This is a genomic window from Novosphingobium sp., assembly GCF_019748365.1.
Taxonomy (GTDB): Bacteria; Pseudomonadota; Alphaproteobacteria; order Sphingomonadales; family Sphingomonadaceae; genus Novosphingobium.
The window spans coordinates 1-13,777 of the sequence record NZ_JAIEPN010000001.1 but is presented as its reverse complement, the minus strand read 5'-3'; the positions used below and the strand labels follow the sequence as shown (position 1 = coordinate 13,777).

Sequence of the window (13,777 nt, the reverse complement as noted above, 5' to 3'; positions counted from 1 at the left end):
CCGGAAGGAGTGCCGTTCACCCTGACCGTCGACCAGCAGACCGCACCACTGGGGCACATGCAAAGCTATTACACCGCCACTATCCACCTGGAAGAAGGACATCCGCCGCGCGGTTCGACGGCAGGCTGCGATTTCTGACGATTGCGCGAATAGCAGTGGATTTTGCCGGTCAAGGCATGACCACACGATCAGCCGAGCATCGCATGGCAGCGCGCCCGCCAGGACGCCGATAGCTGAGGCAGCCCGGCAAGTTCAGCGATATCATCGCGCCGCGTCGGCGCCTTGCCGATCAGGATGCGGAAGGTCCGCGCGACGGTCCAGTCAGGATGACAGCGTTCCACCAACCTGATGATGTCGCCCGCAGCGACCATTCCCGGCTCGATCACCCGGTAGTACCAACCGCAGCGTCCGGTTTTGACCACGCGATCGACCATCGCCGGATCGCCGAAACGGTGGCCCAGTTTCCAGCAGGGCTGGCGACCCTGACTGATTTCGACCAGAGCCGTGCCCATACGGAAGCGGTCGCCGATACAGACAGTTTCCTCGCGCCACCCCAGCGTCGATATGTTTTCCCCGAATGCGCCCGGCTCGCTGAAGGCCGCCGTCAGTCCCGGCCGTTCGGCGATCCATGCCGGGTAATGATCGATGGCATAGTGATGGACCGCCTTGTCCACGCCGCCATGGTGGACAAGGTCGGCCTGCTCGTCCCCCTCGAGGCCAAGCAAGGTGACTTCCACCCGGTCGGTGCGGATCGCTTTGGCATAACCGCTCGGCTCGCCCATGGGGCCAAATGGCGCGACTCGCCCCGACAGCACCCCCCTGATCCTTGTTTCCATGCTGCCTTGTCCTTTCCCGGCACCGCTTAGACGAAGCGGAACGTAAGCACGAGCACGTCCCGGTGTGCCTCGCGCCCGGGGAGCAGGCTGGAAATCGGCGTCACCCCATGCCGCACCCGCCGATCATCGATGAACACCGCATCCAGCGGATTGGTGAGCGTGAATTCGGTCATATCCTTTTCGCCATCAATCGCGATACGGGTCGATCCGGCTTCCACATTGTAGCGCTCGATCAGGAATACACCGACCCGATCGACACCGTCCCGGTGCATGCCTTCGGGCGTGGGGTACCCGGGAGTCTCTCCCGCCTCGATCCGGAACTGATGAACCTCGATCTCGCAAGGTACGTCCGCCAGCGCAAAAACGTCGCGGCACAACGCAAGCAAGGTACGAAAGGTTTCGCTGCCGAGCACCTCGGGCTGCACTTGCGCGAACCAGCGCTCGATCCCGCCGTTGAGCGAGTTGTAGTCGCGGCTCTGGTAATGCGGACGTGGCGGCAAGGTGCGAACTTCACCATCGGTCAGCGCCAGAACGGCATGACGCCTGCGCCGGTAACGCCCGCCATCTGCCATGTAGCGATCATCACCCAGCGCGGACCAGCTTCTGCCGAAAGCATCCCATTCGGGCCCGTGCACGATCCCGGTCAGCGCACGCACCTGCCTCCCTGAAAGCGCGGCCCAGCCCTGGCTGGCGATCATGGCGCCAATGCGTCCGGGTTCCTCATTCGCCATGTCCTGTCAGCTGCAATCGCCTCCTGCCCGGCAGGTCTCGCCATACGGCTGCTGCCCATCGCTGCTGGCCACAACCTCTGCGCCTTCGGCCAGCAGCATCGCGATCCGCGCGCCAAGCGCAAGATCCGGCTCGTGCCCGAAACTGCTGTGCCGCAGGCGTCCCTGCCGGTCGATCAGGACCAGCGACGGCGTGCCGCGCAAGTTGTAGCGCTGCATGGTGATCGGCATCCCAGCCGGATCGTCATGGGCATCGAAGCCGACAGGAAACCCGATCCGGTATTCGTGGAGGAACGCTTCGAGCGCTACCGGCATCATCGCCGCGTGATGCTCGAACACCGTGTGCAGGGCGACGACCGCGACATCCTCTCGGGCGAAAGTCTGTTCCACCCGCTGCAATTGCGGCAGGCCATTCGCGACGCAGCCCGGGCACAGCATCTGGAACGTGCCCAGCACGACAATCCGGCCGCGCAAGTCCGCAAGCGTCAGCGGCGGGCTGTTGAACCACTGGCTGGTCACCCATTCGGGGGCGAGTTGATCGAGCATCAGTCGTGTCTCTTCAAAGGGGCGGGCTCCGTCAGCACGAAAGCCCGCCCGGTCTGGTCAGGTGCGATCAGCCCACGCCCTTCACTGCCGCCATCGACGCACCGAAGTTGATGTGGAAGGGCTGGCCGTCGATCACATAGGCTGGGACCGACTGAACCCCGGCAGCTTCCGCCTCGGCAATCCGGTCCGGGGCCGTGTTGAAATCCACGATCTCGACATCATAACGCGCCGGATCGAGCGCCTGGCCCAGCGCCTGTTCAACCGATACGCACACGCTGCATCCGGCGTGATAGAAGGTTGCCTTGGGCTTCATGATAGGACTCCTAATATTCTAGGGCGCAAAAGACGCTGCGCCCGACGCGTGCCCTCACCCCGAGGGAATGGTCAGCATCAGCCCGTCGCTTCGTGCTCCGGGCAGTTCACCCTGAGGTCGGCGGGCTGGAGCGGCTGATTGACCAAACTGCAAAAATGTCCGCCTGCCCCGTCAGCTTCGGACACAAAATAGCGGCAAGTCACGCACAGACGCTGAGGTGCGATCCGACCGGCCTGCTGCAAGCGGACGATAGTGCTGATGACGATGCCGTGCAGCGTGCCCGCATCCGCGTCGGACAACATATCGACGACGGCATCGAAGCCATCGGGCATCTGTCCCAGCATCGCGCGGCCTGCATCGGTCAACACCACGCGCACGGCGCGGGCATTGTCGGGATCAGGCAGGCGCCGGACCAGTTCCTTGGCGACCAGCACCGCGACCACGTCACTGGCGGTGGAAGGCCGCACACTGAGGTGGGCGGCCAGTTCGCCAAGCCGAAGCCCTGCCGGACGATCCGCCAGCAAGCGCAAGGTATCGCCCTGGGTGGGCGTCAGTCCGGCTGCTTCACCCGTAACCCAATCCCGCTGGCGAGCGAGAGCGGCAAGGCGACCAAGGCCGTAGGAGAGCTGTTCGCGACTCATAGTAGGAGTCCTAATATTTTAAGCGAAGACGTCAACGTCGGAGTTTCACCACCCTGGAAATCCCTCACGGGCATGACCAGCGATCAAACGCCCTTCCTCACTGTGCATCCCCGCCGGGCAAGATAGTCGCGCAGCACCCGCACATGGTTGTGGCGCTCGTCCCGTGCGGCATAGACCAGCGTGACATCCTGATCCTGCAATGTACCGCAGAGCCGCACCACCGGGGCGGGGTTCCCGTCCAGTTCCTCGAGATACAGATTGCCGAATTCGGCAAACCGCGCCGGATCGTGGCCGAACCACTTGCGCAACGCTGGCGAAGGGGCGATCTCCTTGATCCAGTCGTCGATTGCGGCCTCGCTGCGGCTGAGACCGCGCGGCCAGAGCCGGTCGACCAGGATGCGCTTCCCGTCGCTTTCCGCCGGCGGCGCGTAGACCCGCTTGATTGCCAGGTTTCCCATCACTCGCGGCCACCGGTCGAGCCGCCATGCCTGCGACCGATCCAAGCCGGCGGATCACTGGCCGGAAACGATTCGAGCGAAGCCTCGTCGATCGCATCGGACATGGCCTCGCTGGCCAGCAGACGGCGCACTTCGATGACGACGGCCGCCAGCAGATCAGGGCCATCGATACCGTCCGCGCGGTGATGCTGGATGGCACTTGTTACCAGGTCGTTGAGCGATTCGACGCTAGCGTCGTAATGCAGCCGAATTTCCGGCAGGATCAGCGCCGCAAGTTCGCTGCTGCGACAGGCCATGTGAAGCTCTCCTTTCAGGCAAGATTGAACAGGGTCACCATCATCCCCAGTGCAAATCCGAAAACCATGACCATGACCCCGGCGATGCGAAGGCCATAGGCTGTCGGATCCGCCTCACAGGTCTTGCCCGGCGCCGGCGACCACCCGAGCATTCTCCTCACGAACGATTGCCGGAAAGCCATGCTAAAGCCCAGGGCCACCAGCACCAGCCCGAAGAGGTCTACGATCACCACATGAGCCGACATGCCAACGCCTCCCTGTCCGTTACCGCTGCCCAACTCCTCAAACCGCGCATGCGTCGAGCCCCCGTTCCAGCCCGGCGATCAGATCCTGCTCCGCCTCGATGCCGACCGAGAGGCGCAGAAGGCTGTCGCTGATCCCGGCAAGCGCCCGGGCCTCGACGCCCATGTCGGCGTGAGTCATCGTCGCCGGGTGGACCACCAGGCTTTCCACCCCGCCCAGCGATTCCGCGAGGGTAAAACAGTCCACGGCGGCGATGAACCGCTTCACCGCCTCAGTCCCTCCCGCCAGTTCGAAGCTCAGCATTGCGCCGAAGCCGCGCTGCTGGCGGCTGGCGATGGCATGGCCGGGATGAGAGGACAAACCAGGGTAGTGCACGATCGACACCGCCGAGTGATGCTCCAGATACTGCGCGACGGCCATCGCGTTAATCTGCTGGCGTTCCATGCGGGGAAACAACGTGCGCAGGCCGCGCAAGGTCAGCCAGGCATCGAACGGCGCGCCGGTGCTGCCGACAACGTTGCCCCAGTGGCGCAGCGCCTCCACTTCAACCGGGTCGGCGGCGACAACCGCGCCGCCGATCACGTCGGAATGCCCGTTGAGGTACTTGGTTGTGGAATGGACGACGTAGTCGGCACCCTGCGTCAGCGGCTGCTGGATTACTGGGGAGAGGAAGGTGTTATCGACGGCCACCTTGGCACCCACCTCGTGCGCAGCGGACGCCAACGCCGCGATATCAACCACCCGCATCAGCGGGTTGCTGGGCGTCTCGACCAACACCAGCCCGGGCCGGTCGCGCAGCGCCTCTGCAACGGCATCGGTATCTCCCTGGTCGACCAACCGTAGCGCGATCTGTCCCCGTTCGGCGCGGGCCTTGAGCAGACGGATGGTCCCGCCATAGCAATCGTGCGGAGCCAGCACTCCGTTGCCCGCCGAAAGCCGGCTGACGAGAAGGTCGATCGCTGCCATTCCGCTGGACGTAATGACCGCCCCTGCCCCGCCCTCCAGCCGGGCGATCGCATCGGCCAGAAGGTCGCGCGTGGGGTTGCCAGCGCGACCATAGTCGTAGGCGCGCGGCTGATCGTATCCGGCAAATTCGTAGGTCGTGGAAAAATACAGCGGCGGAGATACCGCTCCGAACGCGGCATCGCTGGCCACGCCATGCGCGGCGGCGATGGTTTCAGGGCGCGGTCGACTGTTGTTGTCAGTCATTGAACAGGTGTCCTTCTGTGACCTCGCGCACAATACCGGCGCGGATTGTGAAATCGCCTAGCCGTTCACCCGGTTCGCGTTCGCGGGCATAGCGCCCCAGCACTTCGTCCAGCACCTCGAGGATCACCGCCTCGCCCACGTTCTCGCGGATCATCCGATTGAGCCGGTCCCCGTGAAATCCACCGCCGAGATAGAGATTGTACTTGCCGGGAGCCCGCCCGGTCAGCCCGATTTCGGCGATGTAGGGGCGCGAACAGCCGTTAGGGCAACCGCTCATGCGGATGGTGATCGGTTCTTCCGACAGTCCGTGTGCCGCAAGGATCGCCTCGATCCGGCCGAGTAGCGAAGGAAGGTAACGCTCGCTCTCCGCCATGGCCAGCCCGCAAGTCGGCAGGGCGACACAGGCAATGGCATTGCGCCGAAGCGTGGACGCCTCGCTCCCGTCGGGCCAGTGCTCGGCCAGCAGCGCTTCGATTGCCGCGCGATCCTCCGCCCACACCCCGGCGATGATGACGTTCTGGTTGGGAGTCATGCGGAAGGTGCCTCGATGAATGCGGGCGACATCACGAAAGGCATCGAGCAGCCGCGTATCGAGCCGGCCGTTCTCGACGAATATCGTGCGGTGGAACCGGCCGTCGGGGGTTTCCTGCCAGCCAAACGTATCGCCGTTCGAGGCGAACGAGAACCGTCGCGCTTCTTCGAAGGATGCGCCCATCACGCGCTCGATCTCGGCCTTGACCCAGTCCAGCCCCTTGTCGTCGATCGTGTACTTGAACCGGGCGCGCTGCCGGTCCTTGCGGTCGCCATAGTCACGCTGCACGGTCATCACTGCGTCGGCGCAGGCGATCACGCGGTCTTCAGGCACAAAGCCGATCAGGCTCGCCAGACGCGGATATGTTTCGGGTGCCTGGTCGGTCCGTCCCATGCCCCCGCCGATTACTACGTTGAAGCCTTCGAGCCCCCCTTCGCCGCCGATCGCGATGAACCCCAGATCCTGCGCATAGACGTCGATGTCGTTCGACGGCGGCAGAGCGAAGCCGATCTTGAACTTTCGCGGCATGTAGGTCCGGCCATAGAACAGCTCTTCCGGCGCGGACGAGGCAACGCGTTCATCACCGTACCAGATTTCGTGATATGCCCGCGTCTTCGGGATCACATGATCGCTAACCCGCTTGGCCAGGGCGGCTACTTCAGCATGAAAGCGCGATGCCTGCGGATCGACCGTGGACATCACGCCGCGGCTGTCGTCGCCGCAAGCGGCGATCGTGTCGAGCAGGGTTTCGTGCAAGCCCTGGATAATCGGGCGCAAGCTGTCCTTCAGCACCCAGTGGAACTGGAATGTCTGGCGGGTAGTGATGCGCAGCGTCTCTCCGCCATGCGCGCGGGCCAGCTCGTCCAGCTTCAGCCACTGCGCCGGGGTGCAGACCCCGCCCGGCAGGCGCACCCGGATCATGAACTGGTAGGCCGGTTCCAGCTTCTGGCGGCGGCGCTCGTCGCGCAAGTCCCGGTCGTCCTGCTGGTAGATGCCGTGAAACTTCATCAGCTTCACGTCATCCGCCGATGGGACGGCCCCGGTGATGCGGTCGAGCAGGCCTTCGGCGATGGTCCCGCGCAAGTAGTCGCTGGCATCCTTCATCCGCTCGTCGGCGCTTAGCCGGTCGAGCGCTTGCGAAATGTCGTGGCTGCGGTCGATGGTCTCGGTCATGCTCGGCCCCTCAATAGACATCGCGCTGGTAGCGGTGGTCGGCCTGAAGCGAACGGATATAATCTTCGGCCGCCTCGCGCCCGATGTGCGCCTCACACGCCACGACGTCGATCAGCGCCGCGTGAACATCTGGCGCAAGATGGGCAGCATCGCCGCAGACATAGACGTGCGCACCGTCCTCCAGCCAGGCAAACAGGTCGCGCGCCTGTTCCTTCATGCGATGCTGGACGTAGACCTTGTCACTCCGGTCGCGCGAAAACGCGACGTCCATCCGGCCCAGCGTTCCGTCCTTCAGCCACGCCTGCCATTCGCTTTGGTAAAGGAAGTCGGTGCGAAAATTGCGCTCGCCAAAGAACAGCCAGTTCTTGCCGCCGGCGCCGTGCGCCTCGCGCTCCTGCATGAAAGCGCGGTAAGGCGCGACGCCAGTTCCCGCGCCGATCATCACGATGGGCACATCGCCGTCCGGAAGACGGAAATGGGGGTTGGCCTGAACATAGACCGGCAGCACCGCGTCAGGTGCGGCGCGGTCCGCCAGCAGGCCGGATGCCACCCCGCTGCGCGCCTCCCCGTGCAGCGCATAGCGCACCGGCGCGACCGTAAGGTGCGCCTCGTCCGGCGCGGCGGCCAGGCTCGATGCGATTGAATAGAGCCGGGGCTGCAACGGGCGCAGCGCCGAAACGAAGCTTTGCGGCATCACCCCTGCCACCGGAAAGCGGCGGACGATATCGACGATGTGGTGCGTGCGCAGGAAGACTGAGCGCTCGCCCGAACGGTCCTCTTCGCGCAACTGCTTCAAGGCGCTACTGTCGCTCAACATGGCCCAGTAGTCGAGGAACCGGGGCGTTGTGAGCGTGATCTCGAAGCGGTGAGTCAGCGCCTCGCCAAGGGTGGCCTGCCGCCCTTTGATTTCAAACGCGGCGTCGGGCGAAAGCGCGAGTGCATCGAGCAGGTCCGCCACCACCCCTGGATCGTTCGAGGCCGCGATTCCCAGCGCATCGCCCGGCTGATAGGTCAGGCCCGATCCCGCCAGCGAGAATTCGACATGGCGGGTTTCCTTGCTCGACCCCCGGCCAACGATGGCGATGTTCTCGATGATCGCGGCCGGAAACGGATTGCGCTTGTCGTGGACTGTCGCCGGCACGGTTTCGCCTGTCGCTGCAGCTACCGATACGGGCGTGGCGGCCGCTTCACTGGCGAGGTGTTCAACGACAGCTGTCGTCCACGCCGCAGCTGCATCGTCATAGTCGATATCGCAATCGACCCTCTCAAGCAGACGTTTGGCGCCGAGTTCCTCGAGCCGGCGATCGAGCCGCTTGCCGGCTTCGCAGAAGTATTCGTAGGTGGAATCGCCGAGAGCCAGGACGGCAAAGCGCAGGTTTTCCAGCCGGGGCGCCTTGCGCCCTTCAACGAATTCGAAAAAGCCGGTTGCCGGTTGCGGCGGATCACCTTCGCCATAGGTGCTGACCACGATCAGCAGGTCTTCTTCTTGCGCCAATTGCCGCATCTTGTAATCGGCCATGTCCGCCACCGTTGCGGCCATCCCTCTGTCCCGGGCCGTCGTCTCCAGTGCGCAGGCGAGTTCGGCCGCGTTGCCGGTTTCGCTGCCATAGAGAATGGTCAGGCGCCGCGCCCCTGTCGCAGGCGTTGCGGCAGGCTGGCCAGCAGGAAAGCCTTGAGCCAGCCCGGCAAAATATCCGCTGAGCCACAGGGCCTGCGCGGGCACGAGGCCCTTGCCCAGATCTTGCACCAATTGCCATTGTGACGGTGCCAAGGCTGACCCCGGCACAACATTCGCCGCCATCTGTTACGTTCCTCGAAAAGGCCTCCAGATGCATCGCCGGAATTGGGGCGCTGTCGGGTCGTTGCCGTGTCGGAGAACATGTCCGGCAGTTGATGAAATAACACAAACGAATGTTATTGGTTATTCAACACGCAAAAATTGCACTCAACTGCCCGAGCTGTGGAAGGCGTTGGCGATATCGATGTTCGTCCGGTGCCCGGCGACCATCGCATTCAAATCGGCATGAAGTGCATCGTCGCGCACCCTCGGCAGCAATTCTACCAGCTTGCGCACAACCCAGCCCTGTCCGCGATTGAGAAACGCCAGACGCTCCAGCGGATCGGCGATGGCGAGGGCTTTTTCGCGGAACGCTCCGGTCGCGGCGGACGGCGTTCCGCCAAGGCGGCGAATCTGCCGATCGAGCATTTCGCACCAGTGCGCTTCATCATCCCGGACTTGCCGCATCAGGGCGGCATAGTCGTCCGCCACCGCCTTGGTGCTGGCGAGTGCAACCTTCGCCCCGGCACGTTCGGCTTCAAGCAACTCGTTGAGCACCAACAGCAATTCGTTGCGACCGGCATAGCCAATGTAGACGTCGTCCGCTTCGGCGGCGCCACAGGGAGGTGAGGAGGGCTGGTTGGTCATGTCGCAATCTCCGCCGCTGCGCGCAGACCCGCGCGTATCCGATCCATCACGCCCGCATCGGCCTTGGTCGAATGGACGACATAGGCCGAATAGGAAAATTCCGGACTACCCGGCACTAGTGCCAGTCGCCCCTCTTCCAGATAGGAACGGATGAAGCCTTTGCGGAAATAACCGCTCCCCCCGGTCGCGAGGATGTATTCGAGCGCCAGAGGACCATAACTGATCGAGACCACGGCGTTGGGCAGGTCGGGAAAGGCCGCCTGGTAGCTGGCGGCAAATTCCTCGCCCCAGTCGATCTGCACGTGATCCTCGGGCGCAAGCGGAGCGCTGGTCGGCGTTGTCCGGGCCAGCACCAGCTTTTCCTCGAACAGGAGTTCGGCAATCACACCGGGCCGGCTCGGCGCGGCATAGATCACGGCAACGTCGAGCGATCCATCCTGAACCTGTTCCATCAGGCGTTCCGAAGCGTCGATCTGCGTGCTGACAGCAATCTCCGGACACTCGCGCCGCATCCACAGCAACCAGTGCCTGAGCAGGGGGCTCCATAGACTGAGTTCCGCGCCGATGGTGACCACCGTTTCGCGCCCCGGAGGCAAGGCCACCGCCCGCTGCGCCCGGGCCCAGACCTGCACGAGAGTGGTGGCGAAACGCTGGAACTGCTCGCCAGCCGGTGTCAACCGAGCGCCGGCCTTGTTGCGGATGAACACCGGTCGGTCGAGTTGATCCTCCAGCACGCGGATGCGGGCGCTGACTGCAGTTTGAGTGAGGTTCAGGTTTTCCGCAGCGCGGACGAAGCTTCCGGTCTTGACCACTTCCAGGAACGTCCGCGCGATTCCGATGTCCATACCGCAATATTCCTTATTTGAATTGCCATACAACTCATCATCTTGGATGTATTAGCCAGCGACGAGAAGCAAAAGCCCGTGGAGCGCTTGGCTGCGAGATGCACAGGCAGTCCGGACTAGATGCGCTTCTCCTCGAATCGGAGAGCGGTCATTCAAGCATATTTATTGCTTTCAAACAACAATATCATTCGTTTGCTTGCTGCATTTAGCGGTTCCACATCTCCGCAATCATTTAGACAGGAGCCTGTATGACCATCCAGCTCGGGCAGGTTGCCCCCGATTTCGAACAGAACAGCACCCATGGGCCTATCCGCTTCCATGAATGGCTGGGGTCCAGTTGGGGGCTGCTTTTCAGTCACCCGAAGAACTTCACGCCCGTGTGCACGACGGAGCTTGGCGAAGTGGCAAAGTTGCGACCCGAATGGGACAAGCGCAACGTCAAGCCGATCGGTCTGTCGGTGGACCCGGTGGAGGCGCACCACAAATGGGAAAAAGACATCGAGGAAACCCAAGGCGCTCGTCTCGACTTTCCGATGATCGCTGATCCCGATGGCCGGGTCGCCGCGCTTTACGACATGATCCACCCCGACTGCGATCCTGCAGTTACCGTGCGTTCCGTGTTCGTGATTGATCCGGCGAAAAAAGTGCGCCTGATTCTCACCTATCCGCCCAGCACCGGCCGCAATTTTGCGGAGATCCTGCGCGCGATCGACAGCCTGCAGTTGACCGACGCACGCAGCATCGCCACCCCGGTCAACTGGACGCCCGGCGAGCCGGTGGTCATTTCGCCGAAGCTCTCCGACGACGAAGCCACGCGGCAATTCCCCCAAGGATACCGGACGCTCAAGCCCTATCTGCGAATTGTAGATCTCCAAGCGGGTCGACCATGACCGCGGCGTCCGCCCCGGAGCATCCCGCTTCCGCCGAGGACGGCCAACTGGCAAGGCTGTTCGAGCGGAACGCGAAATGGGCCGAGGGGAAGACAGATATCGATCCCGGCTTCTTTCAGCGTCTCGTCGATCAGCAGAAGCCGCGCTATTTCTGGATTGGCTGTTCCGACAGCCGTGTTCCCGCGACCGAAATCGTCGATCTCGATCCGGGCGAAATGTTCGTGCACCGCAACGTGGCCAATCTGACCAAACCAGATGACCCGAACTTCCTTGCCGCGCTGCAGTTCGCGGTCGACGTCCTCAAGGTCGAGCACGTCATAGTCGTCGGCCACTACGGGTGCGGCGGGGTACATGCCGCAATGAATGGTGGAGTACCGGGCGCCATTTCCAGATGGCTCGAACCACTAGGCGCCCTGCACGCTCGCCTCCAGGCCGAACTCGGGGGGCAGTCGCTCATGCCCGACGAATTGTGTCGGCGGAATGTATCGGCCCAAGTCGACCTTCTCGCGGAGAACCCGATGATCCGTAAGGCTTGGGCAAGCGGTACCAAGATCAACCTCCACGGTTGGGTCTATTCGATTGCCGATGGGCTGCTGGAAGTGGTCGAGGCCCCCGTCGAACACTCCGCGGCACTTGGGGTGAACAGGGCCTCCCAAAGAGGATCGGGCTGATGGCCGAGCGTCTGCCACAGCTCGACCCTGATCGCCGTGAAGTGGCCCTGATGTCGCGCGCCATCAAGGCATGCATGCTCGCCACCGCCGCCTCGCGCGGTCTGGACGCAACCATTTGCGCGGCTGCTTTTCCGTCTCTGGCGGAGATGGAGGAACTGGAGCCGGGCATCTGGAGAGGTAGCAATGGCGAACGGGTTCGAGCCTTGCGCTACAGCCGCATCTGGAAGGCTGCGGCGACGCTGGTGCCCGCTGGCTGCTGGATCGAACACGATTGCGACGATGTCGTCGTATGCGGACCAGACGGAGAGGCGCGCGGGACGCACGACATATTTCCCATCGCTCTGTGCCTGGCTGCGATGCGCGCCCGCGTGATCGCACACGAACCACGAGCGCCACATCAAGATTTACCGCAGGAGCAATTCAATGTCTGACCAAACCGTCCATACAGCTTTTGAACTTCCCGCACTGCCTTACGGCCTGCAGGACCTTGAGCCTCATCTCGGTGAGGAGACATTGAAAGTTCATCACGGGCGCCATCACGCCAAATACGTCGAGAACCTGAACCGCCTCCTGGCCGGGCAGGATCTGGCTGGGGTAAGCCTTGAAGGTGTGCTTCGAAGGGCGAGCGAGTCAAACCAGACTGCCCTGTTCAATAACGCCGCCCAGACGTGGAACCACGCCTTCTTCTGGGAGAGCATGTCGGCGCGAAGCTCGGTACCAGATGGCCAGCTTGCCCAAGCGTGTCTGGGCAGATTCGGCAGCCTGAACAATCTGCGGGAGCAGTTTATTTCCGAAGGCGTCGGACATTTCGGATCCGGCTGGGTCTGGCTCGTGGCCAGGAGCGGTGCGCTCGAGGTTCTGTCGACACATGATGCGGCCACGCCGATCACAGCTGACGGGACTGTTGCACTGCTGACATGCGATGTCTGGGAACACGCCTATTACATCGACTATCGCCAGGACCGCGCCAAATGGCTGGCTACCTGGTGGGACAACTTAGCCAATTGGCGTTTCGCCGAGCGACAATACGCCGCAGCCCTGGGCCAGGAAGACGAATGGCGATTTGCCTCGACCATCCAATGAAGCGACACCGAAAGGAGCAAGATTATGCTGGTTGATATTTTTTCCGGCCGAGATAGACAGTCGGCCCTTAGCAAGGGAAGTTTTCACTTCTCCGCACTTCCCTCCCACGGCGAACAGCTCGAACTGGCCGGTGAGCGCTTCACCGTTGCCGATGCTTGGCACAGACCCGACATTTGCTATCGTGGCGCCAAGTTCGCGATTCTGGTAACCGATGCCATCGAACCAGCTCAGCACCTAGCTCGGCCGGATATAGCCGACGCGTTTGGCTGAACGCCGTAACCGGAAGACCTCCATCGTCGTAAGATGACTCCGGCCGTGATGCGCTGCATCCTGCGAGCATGCAGTCTCGCGCAGCCATGTTGCATTTCCGTTCTCATGCAGGCCAGTGGCGCGGATCGGACGGTCGAACTCGTCTATCCGCGTGATGCCGATATTTCCGCCGGGCGGGTGTCCATTCTCACGCCGGTCGGAGCAGGCGTGATCGGACTGCGCACCGGGCAGTCAATCCTATGGCCGGATCGGGATGGCCGCGAGCGAAAGCTGACCATCGTCAAGGTACTGCAGAACAGAAAAAGCCCGCAGCCTGACAGCGCGGCCTAACGTCACCATGCGGTTGCATCGCAGACCCGCTTGCCCCATTTTAGGGTATGCATCTCAGTCTACAAACCGACTACGGCCTGCGGGTCCTTATGCTGCTCGCGTCGACCGACCGGCAAATGTCTGTCGATGAGATCGCGCGCAGCTATGGCATATCGCGTAATCATCTGGCCAAGGTGGCGCAGCGTCTGCAGTCCTCGGGCTACGTCGAAACTGTCCGGCGTCAGCGCCAATGGCACAGATTTGAGGTTGTGAATTAAGGAGGATTTGGGCTTCGTCGTAGTGACGAAG

At 62.9% G+C, this 13,777-nt stretch carries 19 protein-coding genes and 1 pseudogene; 7 read left to right on the top strand and 13 right to left on the bottom strand.

Annotated features, from left to right (window positions below; translation table 11 throughout):
• Positions 1–188: 188 nt before the first annotated feature.
• From K5Q19_RS00100 to K5Q19_RS00040, 13 genes are all read right to left on the bottom strand, one after another.
• On the bottom strand, positions 189–836 hold the full coding sequence (locus tag K5Q19_RS00100; protein WP_066214033.1) for an MOSC domain-containing protein: 648 nt from the start codon (positions 834–836) through the stop codon (positions 189–191).
• Between the two features lie 26 nt (positions 837–862).
• Positions 863–1,567 (bottom strand): 2OG-Fe dioxygenase family protein, encoded by a 705-nt coding sequence (locus K5Q19_RS00095; RefSeq protein ID WP_066214036.1) that lies wholly within the window; start codon positions 1,565–1,567, stop codon positions 863–865.
• Between the two features lie 6 nt (positions 1,568–1,573).
• A complete protein-coding gene (locus K5Q19_RS00090) occupies positions 1,574–2,110 on the bottom strand; it encodes a TlpA disulfide reductase family protein (RefSeq protein WP_066214042.1) in 537 nt (178 codons plus the stop codon).
• A 67-nt stretch (positions 2,111–2,177) separates the two neighbouring features.
• A complete protein-coding gene (locus K5Q19_RS00085) occupies positions 2,178–2,423 on the bottom strand; it encodes a thioredoxin family protein (RefSeq protein WP_066214044.1) in 246 nt (81 codons plus the stop codon).
• A 77-nt stretch (positions 2,424–2,500) separates the two neighbouring features.
• A complete protein-coding gene (locus tag K5Q19_RS00080; protein WP_082739446.1) occupies positions 2,501–3,064 on the bottom strand; it encodes a MarR family winged helix-turn-helix transcriptional regulator in 564 nt (187 codons plus the stop codon).
• Positions 3,065–3,147: 83 nt separating this feature from the next.
• The gene (locus K5Q19_RS00075) at positions 3,148–3,522 is read right to left on the bottom strand and encodes a DUF488 family protein (protein ID WP_066214049.1); all 375 of its coding nucleotides are present in this window, start codon (positions 3,520–3,522) and stop codon (positions 3,148–3,150) included.
• A complete protein-coding gene (locus K5Q19_RS00070; protein ID WP_066214052.1) occupies positions 3,522–3,818 on the bottom strand; it encodes a hypothetical protein in 297 nt (98 codons plus the stop codon). Before K5Q19_RS00070 ends, K5Q19_RS00075 begins: the two co-directional genes overlap by 1 nt.
• Positions 3,819–3,832: 14 nt before the next feature.
• The gene (locus K5Q19_RS00065; RefSeq protein WP_066214055.1) at positions 3,833–4,063 is read right to left on the bottom strand and encodes a hypothetical protein; all 231 of its coding nucleotides are present in this window, start codon (positions 4,061–4,063) and stop codon (positions 3,833–3,835) included.
• Between the two features lie 37 nt (positions 4,064–4,100).
• Positions 4,101–5,270 carry a cystathionine gamma-synthase gene (metB, locus tag K5Q19_RS00060; protein WP_066214058.1) on the bottom strand — a complete coding sequence of 390 codons (1,170 nt, stop codon included), beginning with the start codon at positions 5,268–5,270 and terminating at the stop codon, positions 4,101–4,103.
• Positions 5,263–6,975 carry an NADPH-dependent assimilatory sulfite reductase hemoprotein subunit gene (locus K5Q19_RS00055; protein ID WP_066214061.1) on the bottom strand — a complete coding sequence of 571 codons (1,713 nt, stop codon included), beginning with the start codon at positions 6,973–6,975 and terminating at the stop codon, positions 5,263–5,265. Before K5Q19_RS00055 ends, metB begins: the two co-directional genes overlap by 8 nt.
• Positions 6,976–6,985: 10 nt before the next feature.
• Positions 6,986–8,776, bottom strand: a complete 1,791-nt coding sequence (locus K5Q19_RS00050) for an assimilatory sulfite reductase (NADPH) flavoprotein subunit (RefSeq protein WP_066214066.1) — start codon at positions 8,774–8,776, stop codon at positions 6,986–6,988.
• Between the two features lie 144 nt (positions 8,777–8,920).
• Positions 8,921–9,400 (bottom strand): DUF6306 domain-containing protein, encoded by a 480-nt coding sequence (locus K5Q19_RS00045; protein ID WP_066214069.1) that lies wholly within the window; start codon positions 9,398–9,400, stop codon positions 8,921–8,923.
• Positions 9,397–10,245 (bottom strand): LysR family transcriptional regulator, encoded by an 849-nt coding sequence (locus tag K5Q19_RS00040; RefSeq protein ID WP_066214072.1) that lies wholly within the window; start codon positions 10,243–10,245, stop codon positions 9,397–9,399. The genes K5Q19_RS00045 and K5Q19_RS00040 overlap by 4 nt, the downstream gene beginning before the upstream one ends.
• Positions 10,246–10,493: 248 nt before the next feature.
• Between K5Q19_RS00040 and K5Q19_RS00035 the strand changes: the two genes are divergently transcribed.
• From K5Q19_RS00035 to K5Q19_RS00005, 7 genes and pseudogenes are all read left to right on the top strand, one after another.
• A complete protein-coding gene (locus tag K5Q19_RS00035) occupies positions 10,494–11,135 on the top strand; it encodes a peroxiredoxin (RefSeq protein WP_066214075.1) in 642 nt (213 codons plus the stop codon).
• Complete coding sequence (locus K5Q19_RS00030) at positions 11,132–11,806, top strand: carbonic anhydrase (RefSeq protein ID WP_066214078.1); 675 nt, start codon at positions 11,132–11,134, stop codon at positions 11,804–11,806. Before K5Q19_RS00035 ends, K5Q19_RS00030 begins: the two co-directional genes overlap by 4 nt.
• Entirely contained in the window at positions 11,806–12,237 is a 432-nt protein-coding gene (locus K5Q19_RS00025) for a hypothetical protein (protein WP_156445400.1), read from the top strand. Before K5Q19_RS00030 ends, K5Q19_RS00025 begins: the two co-directional genes overlap by 1 nt.
• Complete coding sequence (locus tag K5Q19_RS00020) at positions 12,230–12,889, top strand: superoxide dismutase (RefSeq protein WP_066214081.1); 660 nt, start codon at positions 12,230–12,232, stop codon at positions 12,887–12,889. The genes K5Q19_RS00025 and K5Q19_RS00020 overlap by 8 nt, the downstream gene beginning before the upstream one ends.
• 24 nt (positions 12,890–12,913) lie before the next feature.
• Entirely contained in the window at positions 12,914–13,159 is a 246-nt protein-coding gene (locus K5Q19_RS00015) for a hypothetical protein (protein WP_066214086.1), read from the top strand.
• A 108-nt stretch (positions 13,160–13,267) separates the two neighbouring features.
• Positions 13,268–13,489, top strand: a pseudogene (locus K5Q19_RS00010) (GreA/GreB family elongation factor); the annotation flags it as partial.
• Between the two features lie 47 nt (positions 13,490–13,536).
• On the top strand, positions 13,537–13,746 hold the full coding sequence (locus K5Q19_RS00005) for an Rrf2 family transcriptional regulator (RefSeq protein ID WP_082739448.1): 210 nt from the start codon (positions 13,537–13,539) through the stop codon (positions 13,744–13,746).
• The last annotated feature ends 31 nt before the right edge of the window (positions 13,747–13,777 follow it).

Bases quoted from the DNA above. Each gene is read 5' to 3' on its own strand.
- K5Q19_RS00100 (WP_066214033.1), bottom strand. From the start codon at position 836: ATGGAAACAAGGATCAGGGGGGTGCTGTCGGGGCGAGTCGCGCCATTT.
- K5Q19_RS00095 (WP_066214036.1), bottom strand. From the start codon at position 1,567: ATGGCGAATGAGGAACCCGGACGCATTGGCGCCATGATCGCCAGCCAG.
- K5Q19_RS00090 (WP_066214042.1), bottom strand. From the start codon at position 2,110: ATGCTCGATCAACTCGCCCCCGAATGGGTGACCAGCCAGTGGTTCAAC.
- K5Q19_RS00085 (WP_066214044.1), bottom strand. From the start codon at position 2,423: ATGAAGCCCAAGGCAACCTTCTATCACGCCGGATGCAGCGTGTGCGTA.
- K5Q19_RS00080 (WP_082739446.1), bottom strand. From the start codon at position 3,064: ATGAGTCGCGAACAGCTCTCCTACGGCCTTGGTCGCCTTGCCGCTCTC.
- K5Q19_RS00075 (WP_066214049.1), bottom strand. From the start codon at position 3,522: ATGGGAAACCTGGCAATCAAGCGGGTCTACGCGCCGCCGGCGGAAAGC.
- K5Q19_RS00070 (WP_066214052.1), bottom strand. From the start codon at position 3,818: ATGGCCTGTCGCAGCAGCGAACTTGCGGCGCTGATCCTGCCGGAAATT.
- K5Q19_RS00065 (WP_066214055.1), bottom strand. From the start codon at position 4,063: ATGTCGGCTCATGTGGTGATCGTAGACCTCTTCGGGCTGGTGCTGGTG.
- metB (WP_066214058.1), bottom strand. From the start codon at position 5,270: ATGACTGACAACAACAGTCGACCGCGCCCTGAAACCATCGCCGCCGCG.
- K5Q19_RS00055 (WP_066214061.1), bottom strand. From the start codon at position 6,975: ATGACCGAGACCATCGACCGCAGCCACGACATTTCGCAAGCGCTCGAC.
- K5Q19_RS00050 (WP_066214066.1), bottom strand. From the start codon at position 8,776: ATGGCGGCGAATGTTGTGCCGGGGTCAGCCTTGGCACCGTCACAATGG.
- K5Q19_RS00045 (WP_066214069.1), bottom strand. From the start codon at position 9,400: ATGACCAACCAGCCCTCCTCACCTCCCTGTGGCGCCGCCGAAGCGGAC.
- K5Q19_RS00040 (WP_066214072.1), bottom strand. From the start codon at position 10,245: ATGGACATCGGAATCGCGCGGACGTTCCTGGAAGTGGTCAAGACCGGA.
- K5Q19_RS00035 (WP_066214075.1), top strand. From the start codon at position 10,494: ATGACCATCCAGCTCGGGCAGGTTGCCCCCGATTTCGAACAGAACAGC.
- K5Q19_RS00030 (WP_066214078.1), top strand. From the start codon at position 11,132: ATGACCGCGGCGTCCGCCCCGGAGCATCCCGCTTCCGCCGAGGACGGC.
- K5Q19_RS00025 (WP_156445400.1), top strand. From the start codon at position 11,806: ATGGCCGAGCGTCTGCCACAGCTCGACCCTGATCGCCGTGAAGTGGCC.
- K5Q19_RS00020 (WP_066214081.1), top strand. From the start codon at position 12,230: ATGTCTGACCAAACCGTCCATACAGCTTTTGAACTTCCCGCACTGCCT.
- K5Q19_RS00015 (WP_066214086.1), top strand. From the start codon at position 12,914: ATGCTGGTTGATATTTTTTCCGGCCGAGATAGACAGTCGGCCCTTAGC.
- K5Q19_RS00005 (WP_082739448.1), top strand. From the start codon at position 13,537: ATGCATCTCAGTCTACAAACCGACTACGGCCTGCGGGTCCTTATGCTG.